The sequence below is a fragment of the Promicromonospora sp. NPDC110617 genome, from assembly GCF_055598465.1.
The window spans coordinates 170,951-184,856 of the sequence record NZ_JBVKBM010000003.1; the positions used below are offsets into that span (position 1 = coordinate 170,951).

11 protein-coding genes are annotated in these 13,906 nt (G+C 73.0%); 3 read left to right on the forward strand and 8 right to left on the reverse strand.

The window, feature by feature from the left end:
* Positions 1-52: 52 nt before the first annotated feature.
* Together ACZ7LE_RS18500 and ACZ7LE_RS18505 are read right to left on the reverse strand one after the other, a co-directional pair.
* A complete protein-coding gene (locus ACZ7LE_RS18500) occupies positions 53-448 on the reverse strand; it encodes a hypothetical protein (protein ID WP_470404713.1) in 396 nt (131 codons plus the stop codon).
* Positions 449-554: 106 nt separating this feature from the next.
* Positions 555-1,682, reverse strand: a complete 1,128-nt coding sequence (locus ACZ7LE_RS18505) for a trans-sulfuration enzyme family protein (RefSeq protein ID WP_470404714.1) — start codon at positions 1,680-1,682, stop codon at positions 555-557.
* Positions 1,683-1,741: 59 nt separating this feature from the next.
* Between ACZ7LE_RS18505 and ACZ7LE_RS18510 the strand changes: the two genes are divergently transcribed.
* Positions 1,742-2,209 (forward strand): Lrp/AsnC family transcriptional regulator, encoded by a 468-nt coding sequence (locus ACZ7LE_RS18510; protein ID WP_470404715.1) that lies wholly within the window; start codon positions 1,742-1,744, stop codon positions 2,207-2,209.
* 84 nt (positions 2,210-2,293) lie between these two features.
* On the opposite strand, the gene ACZ7LE_RS18515 is transcribed toward ACZ7LE_RS18510, so the two are convergent.
* From ACZ7LE_RS18515 to ACZ7LE_RS18530, 4 genes are all read right to left on the reverse strand, one after another.
* Entirely contained in the window at positions 2,294-3,457 is a 1,164-nt protein-coding gene (locus tag ACZ7LE_RS18515) for a serine protein kinase RIO (protein ID WP_470404716.1), read from the reverse strand.
* 388 nt (positions 3,458-3,845) lie between these two features.
* On the reverse strand, positions 3,846-4,826 hold the full coding sequence (locus ACZ7LE_RS18520; RefSeq protein WP_470404717.1) for a hypothetical protein: 981 nt from the start codon (positions 4,824-4,826) through the stop codon (positions 3,846-3,848).
* A gap of 545 nt (positions 4,827-5,371) precedes the next feature.
* Positions 5,372-7,660, reverse strand: a complete 2,289-nt coding sequence (locus ACZ7LE_RS18525; RefSeq protein WP_470404718.1) for a serine/threonine protein kinase — start codon at positions 7,658-7,660, stop codon at positions 5,372-5,374.
* Positions 7,661-7,768: 108 nt separating this feature from the next.
* Positions 7,769-9,001 carry a hypothetical protein gene (locus ACZ7LE_RS18530; RefSeq protein WP_470404719.1) on the reverse strand — a complete coding sequence of 411 codons (1,233 nt, stop codon included), beginning with the start codon at positions 8,999-9,001 and terminating at the stop codon, positions 7,769-7,771.
* A gap of 285 nt (positions 9,002-9,286) precedes the next feature.
* Between ACZ7LE_RS18530 and ACZ7LE_RS18535 the strand changes: the two genes are divergently transcribed.
* Complete coding sequence (locus ACZ7LE_RS18535) at positions 9,287-11,104, forward strand: MinD/ParA family ATP-binding protein (protein WP_470404720.1); 1,818 nt, start codon at positions 9,287-9,289, stop codon at positions 11,102-11,104.
* Between the two features lie 88 nt (positions 11,105-11,192).
* Here ACZ7LE_RS18535 and ACZ7LE_RS18540 read toward each other — a convergent pair whose 3' ends face one another.
* Complete coding sequence (locus tag ACZ7LE_RS18540) at positions 11,193-12,011, reverse strand: metal-dependent hydrolase (protein ID WP_470404721.1); 819 nt, start codon at positions 12,009-12,011, stop codon at positions 11,193-11,195.
* A gap of 150 nt (positions 12,012-12,161) precedes the next feature.
* Positions 12,162-12,641: a GNAT family N-acetyltransferase gene (locus ACZ7LE_RS18545; RefSeq protein WP_470404722.1), complete on the reverse strand. Its 480-nt coding sequence runs from the start codon at positions 12,639-12,641 to the stop codon at positions 12,162-12,164.
* 126 nt (positions 12,642-12,767) lie between these two features.
* Here ACZ7LE_RS18545 and ACZ7LE_RS18550 point away from each other — a divergent pair, with 126 nt between their 5' ends.
* Positions 12,768-13,829 (forward strand): LLM class flavin-dependent oxidoreductase, encoded by a 1,062-nt coding sequence (locus tag ACZ7LE_RS18550; protein ID WP_470404723.1) that lies wholly within the window; start codon positions 12,768-12,770, stop codon positions 13,827-13,829.
* Positions 13,830-13,906: the final 77 nt, after the last annotated feature.

Consider the following 13,906-nt stretch of genomic DNA (forward strand, 5'->3'; position numbering starts at 1 on the left):
CCGGCCCGCGTCGTCCTGGACCGCGCCGTCCGACACCCCACCGTCCCGGGACCTACTCCTCGACCGGCACGACCACGCACAGCTCGAAAGTGTCCCGGCCCCGGCGCACGAGGTAGCGCGCCCGGTCCGCCGCGGCCTCCGAGGCGTTCTCGTCCTTGAAGCTCCACCGCACGTCGACCCACAGCAGCGCGTCGCCCACCTGCTCGACCGCCTTGATCTCGGGCACGGCGGCGACCAGCCCCTGCTCCCGGTAGGAGCCGAGCATGCCGCCGAGACTGGCGCGCGCGCCCTCGGCGTCGGGCACCACGACGGACCGGTCCGCCTCGACGATCACCGATGGGTAGGCGAGGCCGTCGGCCAGGGCGTCCAGGTCGCCCGCCCCGAGCGCGACGCCGTAGCCGACGAGGAACGCGAGCAGGTCGTCGTGGTCGTACGGGGTGCTGGTCATGCCCTCACGCTAAGCGGCCGCCGCCCGCCCCACCACCTCGTTGAGTGCTGGCTATTTGTTGCTTCGACGCGGTGGGAGCAACAAAAAGCCAGCACTCAACGGGCTTTCAGCGGGCGGCGTGGGATAGGGCCTGGGACAGGTCGGCCCAGAGGTCGTCGACGTCCTCCAGGCCGACCGACAGCCGCACCAGGTCCGGCGAGATGCCCGCCTCCTTGCGGGACACCTCGTCCATGATCCGGTGGGTCAGCGACGCCGGGTGCTGGATCAGGCTGTCCACGCTGCCGAGGCTCACGGCCGGGGTGATCAGCCGCACGGCCGAGACCAGCGCCACCGGGTCGGCGGAGGTCTCGAACGAGACCATCGCCCCGCCGATGCTCGGGTAGTGCACCCGGGTCACCCGCGGGTGCTCCCCGAGCCGGCGGGCCAGCTCCGCCGCCGTCGCCGCCGCCCCGCGCACCCGCACGGGCAGCGTCGCCAGGCCGCGGAGCAGCTCGTACCCGGCCATCGGGTGCAGCATGGCGCCGGTGACGAACCGGACCTGGCGCAGCGACCGCGCCAGCTCCTCACCGCAGGCCACGACGCCGCCCATCACGTCGCCATGTCCGCCCAGGTACTTCGTCGCGCTGTGCAGCACCATCGTCGCCCCCTGCTCCAGCGGGCGCTGCAGCACGGGCGTGGCGAACGTGCTGTCCACGAGCACGGGCACCGGCGCGCAGGCGTCGGTCAGGGCCCGCAGGTCCACCTCGTCGAGCGTGGGGTTGGCCGGGCTCTCCACCACCACGAGCCCGGTCCGGGCCGTGATGGCCGACGCCGCGTCCTGCGGCGTCGCCCACGTCACCGAGGTGCCGAGCAGCCCGGAGTCGAGCAGGTGGTCGGTGGTGCCGTACAGCGGCCGCACCCCGACGACGTGCGGGCGGCCCGCAGCGACCTGGGTCAGCAGGCACGCCGACAGCGCGGCCATGCCGCTCGCGAACGCGACCGCGGCCGCCGCTCCCTCGAGCTCGGCCAGGGCGTTCTCGAAGCGGCGCACCGTCGGGTTGGCGACCCGGCCGTAGACGGGCGGACCGCCGTCGTCGTGCCCCTCGGCGAACTCGTCCAGGCGGGCGGCCTCCGCGACGACGTCGTGCGACGGGTAGGTGGTGGACAGGTCGATCGGCGGGGCATGGAGCCCGAGCGCGGCGAGGTCGTCCTTGCCGGCGTGGACGGCGCGCGTGGTCCAGGAATGCATGCTCATGGGTGACTATCGGCATTCGGGCTGTCCGACGGCGCCGCGGCGTGCTAGATATTCGGCCCATGACCCAGAACGTGCTCCTGGATTCGGTGGACCGGGCGCTGCTGACCGAGCTGCAGAACGACGGGCGTCTCTCCAACAAGACGCTCGCCCAGCGGGTCGGCGTCGCGCCGTCGACCTGCCTGGCGCGCATCCAGCGGCTGCAGAACGCCGGGGTGATCCGCGGGTACCACGCCGCGATCGACCCGGCCGCCGTCGGGCGCGGGCTGCAGGCCATGCTGATGGTGCGGCTGACCACGCACTCGCGGCCCCTGCTGGGGCCGTTCGTCGAGTGGGTGCGGCGGCTGCCGCAGACCCGGGCGGTGCACCACGTGTCGGGGCCGGACGACTTCCTGATCAACGTGGCCTGCGCCGACACCGACGAGCTGCAGCGCCTCGTGCTCGACCTGACCGCGCGCGGCGAGGTGGGCCGGGTGCAGACCGACCTGGTGTTCTCGTCCTGGACCTGCGGCCCGGTCACCCCGGCCTGATCCCGTGTCAGACGTACAGGCCCCTCGGGGGACCTGTACGTCTGACACGTCGGGCGCTGCTGACGCCGTGGCGTGCGCGGCGGCTCAGAAGGCCTGCGCCAGCAGGTCGGCGAACAGGGCGTCCGGGTCGACGTCGAGCCCGCGGGCGATGAACCAGTCGGACACGGTGCGGCAGTCGCGCAGGAGCACGTCGCTGGAGAACGGGTTGGCGGCCAGGTCCACGACCTGCGGCAGGTCGATGATGACCAGTCGCTCGCCGTGGGCCAGGATGTTGTACGGCGACAGGTCGCCGTGCGCCAGCCCGATCCGGGCCAGCACGGACATGCCGTGCGTGAGCTGGTCCCAGTAGGACTCGAGCAGGTCGTCCGACGGGCGCACCCGGGTCAGGCGCGGTGCGGCGACCGCCTGGGTGCGGCCCAGGTCGTCGGTCTCCTCGGTGCCGATGAACTCCATCAGCACCTCGGTCCCGTCGATCTGCACGGGGTAGGGCACGGGCGCGCCCGCCGACCAGGCCTCACGCAGCGCGACGAACTCGGCGTCGGCCCACTGAGTGGCAGACACCGCGCGGCCCCAGGCGGACTTGCGGTCCTCCATGGCGCGCTGGTCGCGCGTGCGCCGCACGGTGCGGCCCTCGGTGTACTCGGACCCGCGGTGGAACTGCCCGTGCTGCAGGCTGCGGTACCGCTTGGCGACCAGCAGACAGCGCGTGGCCGCCTGGTCGAGCGCCAGATCCGGGGCGTCCGACGCCGGGCCCGCGCCGTCCGGGACCGCGCGCTCCACGAGGAACGCGTCGGCCTCCTTCCCGGTCTTGAGGATGCCGAGCTCGGTGTCGAGCGCGGCGTCACGGGTGACCACCCACTCCGGCAGCGGTTCGGGTCCGCGCGCCCCCTTCGCGACCGAACGCCAGGTGGACCAGCGCTGCCCGGGGCCGGGTTGCGTGGGATCGGTCTGGTGGTTGTCGTCCTGGTCGTGCGGGACGCCGGACGGGTGCCGGTCGGTGCTGTCCTGAACCGTGCCGTCCTGAACCGTGCCGTCGTGCCCGAACGCGTCGGAACCGAACTCGTCGGAACCGACCTCGTCGGTGTCGAACGTGCCCGGGTAGGGGCCTTCCAGGTCCTCGCGGCCGACCCGCATGGTGCGCGCAGGCCGGCGCTCGTCGTCGGCCGACCGGTTGTTGTGCTTCTTGCCGCCCCTACCGGCTGCTGCCTGGATGAGGACGGACTTCGGTGCTTCGGGAAAACGGGGCAAGTCGGTGCTCCTTGATGCTGGAGCATCGCCGGGTCAGTCCCGGGTGCTCCTGGTGACAGTGGCGTCTGCTGCCGCGGAGGCAGCCGCGCGAACGACGTCGTCCATCACTGCCTCCTTCCTGTCCGCACCGCGCTCGAACGCACGTGCCGGAACTGTCCTTACCTGATGAGCTGGCCGGTCAGCGAGCGCCTCAGGGGTTGACCCGATGACCGTGCGAGGAGCATGTCACGCCTGCCGGACGGGGCGCACCTGATTATTCGAGGTCGGCACTTTCCTGCGGCGTCGGCAGCTTGTGTCGAGGTCGGCACAGGCCTGTGCCGACCTCGATGCAGACTGCCGACTTTGCGCGGCAAACTGCCGACCTCGGAGGTCAGCCAGCCGGCAGACCTCAGACAGGTGGCAGGTGTGCGTTGATCCGGGACCTGCTGACCACGTCGGGCGGCAGGTGGGCCGTGATCCTGGCGAGCATCTTCCGGGTGTCGGCGCGGTCGGCCGCACTCGTCCGCTCCAGGGTGATGCCGGCCCGGCGGATCGCTTCGGCCCGGTTCTTCTCGTTCATGTACTCGGTGGCCGGGTCGTGACCTGGGCGGACGCCGTCGGGGCGGTACTTGACCAGGCCGTCGAACTCGATCCCGAGGGCCCACTGCTCGTACCCGAGGTCGGTGTGAAACAGGCCACGGTCTGTCCGGACCGGCATCTGCGTGCTGGGACGGGGGAGGCCTGCGCGCAGAATCTCGTAGCGCACCCAGGTCTCCCAGGCCGATCCCGAGCCGGCGTCCGCGAGCTCGACGACCAGCCGGGCCTGCTGGATCCCGCGGCGGCCGGCCCGGGCGTCGATCATCTCGAGGAGCACCTGACGATCGGCGCCGAGTGCCAGGGCGGAGTCGGCGATCACGAGCGCCTCCAGCGGGTGCAGTGCCAGGGCGCAGTCGATCACGGTGCGTTCGAGCGAGGTGACCGGAAGATCGTCGACCGCTGTGACCTCCGTGGGCGGGATCTTTCCCCGGTGACGCACGACGTCTCTCGCGGATCGGCCAGAGGCCCGTGAGCGCTGGTAGACGTGCGTCGTGTCGGGCACCGTCCAGACCCGGCAGCCCAGCAGCAGGGCCGCGGTCGCGTGGCTGAAGACATGGTCCGAACGCAGCTGGGAGTGCAGGGCGCGAGCCCGGGCCAGCTCCTTCATCCGTTTCTCGCGGGGTGCCGCCGAGGGGCCGCCGACCTGAACGGCCTCCGCCTCGCAGTAGGCGCCGCGTCGCACCCTGACGAGCGTGCCCCGGCGCTGGGCATCGGCCAGCTTGTTGCGGTCGCGCTCTCTCGCGAGCAGGACCGAGGGGATGTCGACGACGGGGGCGGGCGAGGTGGTGGTCATGGAACGAGAGTGCGTCAGGTCCGCGAGGCGCGTGCTCTCCGGCGCGAGGAGATGTGCACAGGTACGACGTCGCAGCGCATGTGGTCGGGCTCGAACCCCTGCGACGTCGTGGGGAGGGTCTGTCGTCGGCTGACACCTTGTTGACGTCGGCACATCCGGGCGGCGTCGGCACAATCCTGTGAGGTCGGCACCTTCCTGCGACGTCGGCAGGCCGCATCGAGGTCGGCACTTTCCTGCGGCGTCGGCAGTCTGTATCGAGGTCGGCACAGGCCTGTGCCGACCTCGATACAGACTGCCGACTTTGCGCGGCAAACTGCCGACCTCACGAGTCCGGCGTCAGGAGGCTGCCGACCTCGCGGCCCGCTGAGTCCCGCCCCAGACGTCCGCGCCCCCAGACGTCGAGCCCCCGGACGCCCCTGTCGCCTGCCGTCGCTGCCGCCTGACCTCGCGGCCCTCTGAGTCCCCGCCCCTGACGCTTCTGTCGCCTGCCGTCGCTGTCGCCTGACGCCGCTGACCGTGACGTCGCTGACCGTGACGCCGTGGGGTCAGTTCTCTTCGGAGTTCCAGGGGAGGGCGTCCTCGAAGGACTGCCAGATCGAGTCGCGCACGTCCTCGGTCGTGTCCTGGACGCCCTGTTCGAGGTCGTCCTGGATCTGCTCGCGCTGTTCCTGCAACGAGTCGCGCGCGTCCTGCGTGACCTGCTGCGCGTAGCCGACCACGCCCTGCACCGCGATCACGATGACCCACACCACGACGACCAGCCAGAACGGCCAGGTGCGGCCGCCGCGGCGCGAGCGCACCGCGCGCACGAGGTTGACGAGGGCGGCCGCGATGATGCCGAGCAGCGGGATCGAGAGCTCCGCCATGCGCGGGGCCCACTCCGGGTCGAGGCCCAGCGTCGCCACCGTGATGTCGCCGAGCGCCGCGAACAGCGGCAGCTCGGCGGCGCTGGGCATCGCGTCGAAGCCCGGGATCAGGCGCACGAGCTGGTAGAGCGCGATGAGGAGAAGGATCCGCGGGATCCAGCCGAGGATCGTCGCCGCGGCGCCCAGGCCGCCGCCGGAGCTCCGGTCGACGCGCGCACTTCGTTCGTCACGGGAGTCCTGGGCGTCCCGCCGCGACAGCCCCGTGGGCTGCACCGGCCCCGTGGGGTGCTGCGGCACAGGACGCTGCTGCGGCGCGGGAGGCTGCTGCTGCACAGGCGGCTGCACCGGCCCGGTCGGCCGGTGCACGGGCTGCGTGCCGGTCGTCCCGGGCTGCTGCGCCGGGCCCGGCGCCGTCCGGGCGACGGCCGCCGCCGACCCCGGTCGGAACGACGGGGCGACCTGCGTCGCCTGCTGCGGGGCCGGGGCCACCCGGGGCGCGCTGCTGGTGTGCCGCCGGGGCGGGGTCGCCCCGGGGGTGCCGGGCAGCGGCAGGCCGTGGCGCTGCCGGTAGGCTGCCCAGCCCTCGAACGTGTCGGGGTACCCCTCCGGCGTGAACGCCGGGGCCCACCGCATCGCGGCCCACAGGTAGTCCTTGATCGCGGCGGGCGCGCGCCCGCCGGCCCGCTGCGGCCCGACGGCGGCCAGGTACGTCGAGATGACCTCCTCGGCCGCGCCGTCGAACCCGTCGCCGTGCACCTGGTGCAGGCGGCCCATGAGCTGCTGGTCGTAGACCAGGTTGGTCATGGGCTCGCCCGGCTGCACGGGGTTGCTCGCGAGCACGCTGGTGGGCGCCACGGTGGCCGCCGCCGTGCTGCCCGTCAGCACCTCGGTGACCAGGCCGCGCTCGATCGTGGTGGCCCCCGCCGCGGCGAGCAGCGCCGGGTCGAGCCGGGCGCTGTCCGTGGCGAGCTGGGCCACGGTGCGCGACAGGTTGTGCAGCGGCGGGCGGTCCTCGGGCCGGTGCCGGGTCATGGCCAGGATCAGGGGCAGCAGCCGCTGGTCCACGGGCCCGACGTCGGCCGCCGTCAGGTCGCGCCCCGCGAAGTTGAGGTCGTTGGGGAGCTCGCCCGTGGCGAGGAAGATCAGCAGGAGGCCCAGGCTGTAGACGTCGGAGCGGGCGTGCGGCTTGCGCACGAACAGCTCGGGCGCCATGTACGAGATGGTGCCCGCCGCGTGCGTCGACGTCGTGGTGCCGTGCCCCTTGGCGATGCCGAGGTCGATGAGCACGTACCGGTCGGGCGCGGCGATGATGTTGGCCGGCTTCACGTCCCGGTGCAGGAAGTGCTCCTCCTGGAGCACGGCGAGGGCGTCGAGCACGTCGTCGGCCACGCGCAGCACCTCGTGCACCGGCAGGGGGCCCTCGGCCGCCAGGCGCTGGGACAGCGTGGGTCCCGGCACGAGCTCCATCGCGAACCACGGCGTGGGCGCGTCGATCCCGGCAGCGACGAGCTGCGGGAAACCGCGCCCGGCGAGCCGCTCCAGGAGGGCGGCCTCGCCGACGAACCGGTCCAGCGAGCCGGACTCGGTGTTGGTCAGCACCTTGAGCGCGACCTCGCCGCCCGGGCCCGTGGCGCGGTACACGTGCGCGAACCCGCCGTGGCCGAGGGAGTCGCCGAGCTGGAAGGGCCCGAGGACCTCGCCCGTCGCCGGGATCCGCGGCACGGCTCCGGGCATCCCGGAGCCGGTGTACCCGCCACCGGTGTACCCGCCCCCGACGGCGCCCCCGGACGGCCCGGTGGGCAGCACCACGCGGGTGGGCGCGGTGAACGGCGGGACCGCCCGCGAGGGCGCGGGCGGCGGCGGCACCGCCCGCGTGGACGGCGTCGGCACGACGGCGGTCTGGTCGCCACCCCCGACCGGCTGTCCGGCAGGGCGTGCGGCCGTCATGCGGGTGGTCTCGTCGGACAAGCAAGGACTCCTCAGCAGCGCACCGGAACTACCGGTTGGACGTGAGAAACGCTATCAGCGTCCTGCTGCCCACCGAGGTCGGCGTGCCCGACCCGTGACCTGACCCGGTCAGCCGTTCCCGCCGGGCAGGGCGTTCTCGAGCTGGTCGCCGATGGTCTCCTCGACGCTGTCCGTCGCGTTCTGCTGGGCGTCCTCGACGCTCTTGTCGATCTCCTCCTGCACCGAGTCCTTCGCGTCCTGCTTGGCGTCCTCGATCTCCTGGTCCACCGTGTCCTGGACGTCCTGCTTCACGTTCTCCGTGGCGTCCTGGGCGTAACCGACGATGCCGCCGACGGCGAACACGACGATCCAGGCGACGATCGCCAGTCCGTACGGCCAGATCGCCAGCGACGTGTTCAGCGAACGGATCGTGTTGAACAGGCCCGCGAGCGCGATGCCGAGCACCGGGATGGTCATGTTCGCGGCCTGGTCCGACCACTCGGGGTTGAGGTTGAGCATGCCGAGCACGCCGTCGCCGATCCCGCGGAACAACGGGAACTGCGAGACGTCAGGCATGACGTCGAAGCCCGGGACCAGCCGGATCAGCTGGTAGACGCTCAGCGCGAGCAGGATCCGCGGGATCCACGCCAGGACGGCGCCCGCCGTCGCTCCGCCCCCGCCGGAGTCGTCGTCGCGGCCGCGGCGCTGCGGCGTCGGCTGGCCGGACTGTGGGCCGAAACCCTGCTCGAACGGGTTGGGCGGGCCCGCCTGCTGCCCCTGCTGCTGACCGGGGTAGCCGCCCTGCTGCCCGTAACCCTGCTGGCCCTGCTGCCCGTAGCCCGGCTGCCCGTAACCCTGCTGGCCGTACCCCGGCTGCCCGGCCTGGCCCGGCTGGCCGTACGCCGCGGTCTGCCCGTAACCCTGCTGACCCGGCTGCCCGTAACCCTGCTGGCCCTGCCCGTAGCCGTTCTGCTGGCCGTATCCCTGCTGGCCCTGCCCGTAGCCGGGCTCGCCCGGAAAGGCACCGGGAGCCTGGACCTGCGTGGGCTGCTCGGTCTCGTAGGGCCGGTACGGCCGCGCCGGGGGCGGCGTCGCCGACCGGTAGTCCCGCTGCGCGCCCGCCGGGGGCAGGAGCTGCGTGGACTCGTCGACGGCGGAACCGCCGCGCGGGGGCGGCATCACCTGGGTCGACTCGTCGATGGGGGAGCCGCCGCGCGGCGGGGGCATGAGCTGGGTCGACTCGTCGACCGGTGACGCGCCGCGCGGCGGCGGCATGAGCTGCGTGGACTCGTCGACGGGGGAGCCACCCTGGTTACCCGGGACCCGCTGTCCGGCGCCACCACCCGGTGCGAAGGCGCTCATCCGCTGGGTCGCGTCATACGATGACGGGGCGCCCGGCTGTCCCGGACGAGCCGGTGGTCGCTGGATCTGCGTCGGGTCGGCCGCCGGAGGAATTCGGCGGGTGGGCTCGTCGGACACGCAAGGGCTCCTCGGTTGTGGTCCCGGTTTCGACACCTGTTTGCGCGAGAACCTACCAGGTGGGGTGAATGCCCCGTTGGGGTGGCCAGCGGGCCGATCATGGCCGACGCTTGCTCTCGGGGGCGAACCCACGCTATGCCGCCTGCCCAGGAACTTCGGAGGAAACGCATGAGCTCTGACACCGTGCCACGCTGGCCTCGGATCGACGCGATCGTCCGTGAGGACGGCTCCGGGGAGGTGACGATCGACGGCACGTTCCATCCGATCGCCACCGGCAGCCTGGAGGAGGCACGGGTGGAGGTCCTGCGCCGGGTGACGGAGAACGCCGTACAGATCGGCCGGCCCGTGCGGGCCTCCGCGACAGGCCCGGAGGGGCTCTGGAACCTGATCGTGCACCCGGACGGGACAGTGGTGCCGGAGGAGGACGAGCTCGCGCCGCCGACACCGGCGACGCCGCCGACGCAGGCGCCGTCCGCCTCCCCGCGGCCCGAGCCGCTCCCGGAGCCCCGGACCGAGCCGTTCCCGGAGCCTCTGCCGGAGCCGACGGCGGGGCAGGGAACGATCCCGGCCCCCGCGTTCGAGGGCGTGCCGGTCGCGGACCTGCCCCCGAACGGCGACTCAGCGGCCGCCGAGCCGGCCGACCCGATCGACACGGACACGGTGCGCCGCGCCCCGCGGGCGCCCGAGGGGTCGAACGGCGTCGGCGCGCCGTCCGCCCCGGAAGCCGGCTCCGCGTTCGAGCCGGACGCCCCGGCGTTCGCGCCGGAACCCGCGGAGCACCTGCCTGCCCCGGGCGTCGCGCCCACCATTCCCCTCCCGTCCGACGGCGCGCACGCGGCCGGCGACCAGGACGTCGCCGAGTGGGTCCGCGAGAACGCAGCGCAGGACCTCCCGGGTAGCAGCTCCGACGGCGTCCCGGGCGGTGTCCCCGGCGACCTCGCACACCCGCTCCCGGCGCCCGTGACCGGGGCGCCCGCGGCCGGCCACACCCGTCCGGACGACGGGCTCTCCACGCCGCCGTCGGGCCCCACGCGGACGGTCGAGGCTGACGCGCCGCGCTCCCGCCGCGAGGCGCGGCAGTCGTTCCTCACGCACCAGCAGGACGAGGACCCGGCCACCCAGGGCTTCCGCGGGATGCTCACCCGTCTGGGCATCCGCGTGGGCCCGAGCGAGTCGGAACGGGCCGAGCGGGCCGACGAGCGTGCGGTGAGCCAGCACTGGCCCGGCCCGCGCACCATCTCGATGGTCAACGGCAAGGGCGGCGCGGGCAAGACGCCGTCGACGGTGCTGCTCGCGGCGGTCTTCGCGCAGTTCGGTGGCGCGGGCGTGGTCACGTGGGACAACAACCAGACGCGCGGCACGCTGGGCTGGCGCACCGAGCAGGGCCCGCACGAGTCCACCCTGCTGGACCTGCTGCCGCAGACCGACCGGCTGCTGGGCCCGTCGGCGCAGGCCGCCGACCTCGCGCGGTACGTGCACCACCAGACCCGCGACCGGTTCGACGTGCTGCGGTCCAAGCCGATCGCCATGGCCAACGAGCAGCGGATCGAGCCGCGGGACGTGGACGCGATCCACTCCGTGCTCTCGAAGTACTACCGGATGATCCTCATCGACTCCGGCAACGACGAGTCCGACCCGATGTGGCAGCGGATGATCGACCTGACCGACCAGCTCGTGGTCGCCACCACGACACGCGACGACCACGCCGAGGCCGGGGCTCTGCTGCTGGAGGCGCTCGGCACCCGCGACGGCCGGTCGGCGTACCTGGCGCAGCAGTCGGTGGTCGTGGTGAGCCAGGCCGACCCCAAGGAGTCGTCGGGCGAGCTGGAGAAGGTCGCCGACGGGTACCGGGCGCTGGCCCGCGAGGTCGTCACCATCCCGTTCGACCCGGCGATGGTCGACGGTCACCTCCGGTACGGCGCGCTGCGCCCGGAGACGCGGCGCGCCTGGCTGGCCGCCGGCGCCGCCGTGGCCGGCGGCCTCTGAGCGACGGCAGAGCGACGTCCGGCCCCCGCCCGGCAGCGGGCGGGGGCCGGACGACGTCGTCGTGCCACGAGGCTCGGCGGGGGAGGCCTCAGCCCGGGAAGAGCCCGAGGAACTGGTACCAGACCGCCATCGTGTCGTAGCCCATCTCGTTCAGCAGCGCCCACACGATGCCGATGACGGCGTACAGCGAGACGGGGATGAGGAAGATCCACTCCCGGACCGAGCCGGCGTCGCCCAGGATCGGCAGCGACAGGTTGCCGCCGGACCGCCAGATCATGTCGAGCTCCAGGCCGCGCCCGTCGCGCATCCAGCGGGGGCTGCGGAACTTCAGCGGCCACAGCAGCGGCACGCCGTTGGTCGTGATCATGTCGCCCAGGATGTGCACGGTGCAGCCGAGCGCCACGCTGAACGGCATCCAGAACCATTCCTCGGGCGCGAAGATCGCGATGAGCACCGCGAGCGTGATCGACGTCGTCCACGGCAGGATCTTCGTGTCCCGCGTGATCTTCAGCGCCTTGAGCGCGAACGCGACCAGCAGCACGCACATGATGCCCGGGCCGATCAGGATCGCGCCGATCTGCTCGTTGCCCGTGTCGATGCTCAGGAAGCTGAGCCCCCAGGCGATGGCCGTGAACACAGCGATGCCGAGGATCGAGTGCGTGCCCTTGCGGTGCCCGCCCGAGACGGCCTCGATGACCTTGACCACGCCGTTCGAGACGGGTTTGAGCGAGTTCGCGATCGTGCCGGAATGATGGTCGGCGTCCGGCAGCAGCGCGGCTCCCGCGCAGACGAGCGCTCCCGCGACGACGCCGGTGTCGGTCACCGGATACCAGCCGAACGCGATCGGCGTCGACGCCGTGACCGCTACCCAGGCCGCGGCTCCCGTCGCGGCATGGTTGCCTCCCATCATGGTGGTGTGCGCTCCAGTTCCCGGGGGTCGCCCCGAATCGGCAGTTTGACCTTCTGACCAGGTCTGTTCCTGGCCGGGGCACACCCTAGCGCGGGCTACCGACACAGAGCTGGAGGAGCACGCCGCGCGTGCCGCACCTCGGTGCGGTCAGGCGCCCGTCACGTACGCGTAGTGGTGGAAGTGCTGGTCGCGCACGAAGCCCTCCGACTCGTAGAGGCCCTGTGCGGCAACGTTGTCCCACGCGGTGGCCAGCGAGACGCGGATGGCGCCGGCCTCCTTCGCGCGGCGGCAGGTCTCCTGGACCAGGGCGCGCGCGGCGCCCGTCCCACGCGAACCCGGGGCGACGAAGAGGTCGTTCAGCACCCACGACCGGCTCAGGCTCACCGACGACCACGTGGGATAGCTCTGCGTGAACCCGACGATCCGGGCGTCCTCCGCGGGGTCCGCGCCCTCCGCGGCCACCTCCGCGACGAGCAGCACGCTGTCGCCCGCGTCGCGGCGAGCGGTCAGGTAGGCCCTGGCCTCGGCGTCGGGCACCTCCTGCCCGTAGAACCTCAGGTACTGGCGGAACAGGTCGACCACGACGTCGACGTCGTCGTCGGTCGCGGGGCGCACATCAACAGACACGCACGTGATCATGTCAGGCCGACCGGGGTGGGCGCCATGACCTCCCGCGATACCGAAACCGGTACAGAACTGGTAAAGGGCGGCGGCCGAGGAACACGCCGGACCCCGCGACGGTTGACCAAGGCGATGAACACCCAGCCACGCCTCTCCGTCCTCGACCTCGTGCCCGTCCGCTCGGGCCAGACCAGCGCCCAGGCCCTGTCGGCCTCGCTCGACCTGGCGGCGCTCGCCGACCGGCTCGGCTACGAGCGCTACTGGTTCGCGGAGCACCACAACATGGCGGCGGTCGCCGCGTCGTCGCCGCCCGTGATGATCGCCGCGGCGGCCGCGCGGACCTCGCGCATCCGGGTGGGGTCGGGCGGCGTGATGCTGCCGAACCACGCGCCGCTCGTGGTCGCGGAGCAGTTCGCGGCGCTGGAGGCGGTGGCCCCCGGACGCATCGACCTCGGCATCGGCCGTGCCCCGGGCAGCGACCCCGTGGTCACCTCCCTGCTGCGCGCCACGGGTCCGACGGCGGACGTGGACCGCTTTCCGCAGCACGTCACCGACATCCTGAGCCTGATGGGACCGGACGGCGCCCGGCTGCGCCTGGTCTCGGGCGACATCTACGACGTGCGGGCCACACCCGCCGCCGGCAGCGTGCCGACCGTGTGGCTGCTGGGCTCCAGCGACTACTCCGCGCGCCTGGCCGCGGAGCTCGGGCTGCCGTACGTGTTCGCGAACCACTTCTCCGGGCAGGGCATGGACCAGATCCTCGCCCTGTACCGGGACGGCTACCGGCCCTCGCCGGAGCACCCGGAGCCGCGCACGTTCGTCACGGTCAACGCGGTGGCAGCGCCGACGTCGGACGAGGCCCACGACCGCGCCCTGCCGCAGCTGCGGCAGATGGCCCGGCTGCGCTCCGGCCAGAAGCTCGGGCCGCTGGAGACCGTCGAGGAGGCGCTGCGCGCCACGGCAGACGAGCCTGCCGACGGCATGATCGCGCAGTCGATCGAGGCGATGCGGACGCGCTGGCTGATCGGCGACGCGGAGCACGTGGCGGCGGAGGTGCGCGGCCTGGCCGAACGGCACGGCGTCGAGGAGGTCATGCTCGTGCCGGTGGCCGGCTCGCGCGACGACGAGCCGCTGGACGCGACGTTCGGGCGCTCGCAGACGCTGGAGCTGGTGGCGGGCGCGCTCGGCGGCTGACGGCCGCCGCGTGCCTGGCGGCACGACCGAGCAGGGCACGGGGTGCCGGATCCGAGGATCCGGCACCCCTTTGTCGT

Coding starts and splice junctions, on each gene's coding strand:
- ACZ7LE_RS18500 (WP_470404713.1), bottom strand. CDS start 448: ATGACCAGCACCCCGTACGACCACGACGACCTGCTCGCGTTCCTCGTC.
- ACZ7LE_RS18505 (WP_470404714.1), bottom strand. CDS start 1,682: ATGAGCATGCATTCCTGGACCACGCGCGCCGTCCACGCCGGCAAGGAC.
- ACZ7LE_RS18510 (WP_470404715.1), top strand. CDS start 1,742: ATGACCCAGAACGTGCTCCTGGATTCGGTGGACCGGGCGCTGCTGACC.
- ACZ7LE_RS18520 (WP_470404717.1), bottom strand. CDS start 4,826: ATGACCACCACCTCGCCCGCCCCCGTCGTCGACATCCCCTCGGTCCTG.
- ACZ7LE_RS18530 (WP_470404719.1), bottom strand. CDS start 9,001: ATGAGCGCCTTCGCACCGGGTGGTGGCGCCGGACAGCGGGTCCCGGGT.
- ACZ7LE_RS18535 (WP_470404720.1), top strand. CDS start 9,287: ATGAGCTCTGACACCGTGCCACGCTGGCCTCGGATCGACGCGATCGTC.
- ACZ7LE_RS18540 (WP_470404721.1), bottom strand. CDS start 12,011: ATGGGAGGCAACCATGCCGCGACGGGAGCCGCGGCCTGGGTAGCGGTC.
- ACZ7LE_RS18550 (WP_470404723.1), top strand. CDS start 12,768: ATGAACACCCAGCCACGCCTCTCCGTCCTCGACCTCGTGCCCGTCCGC.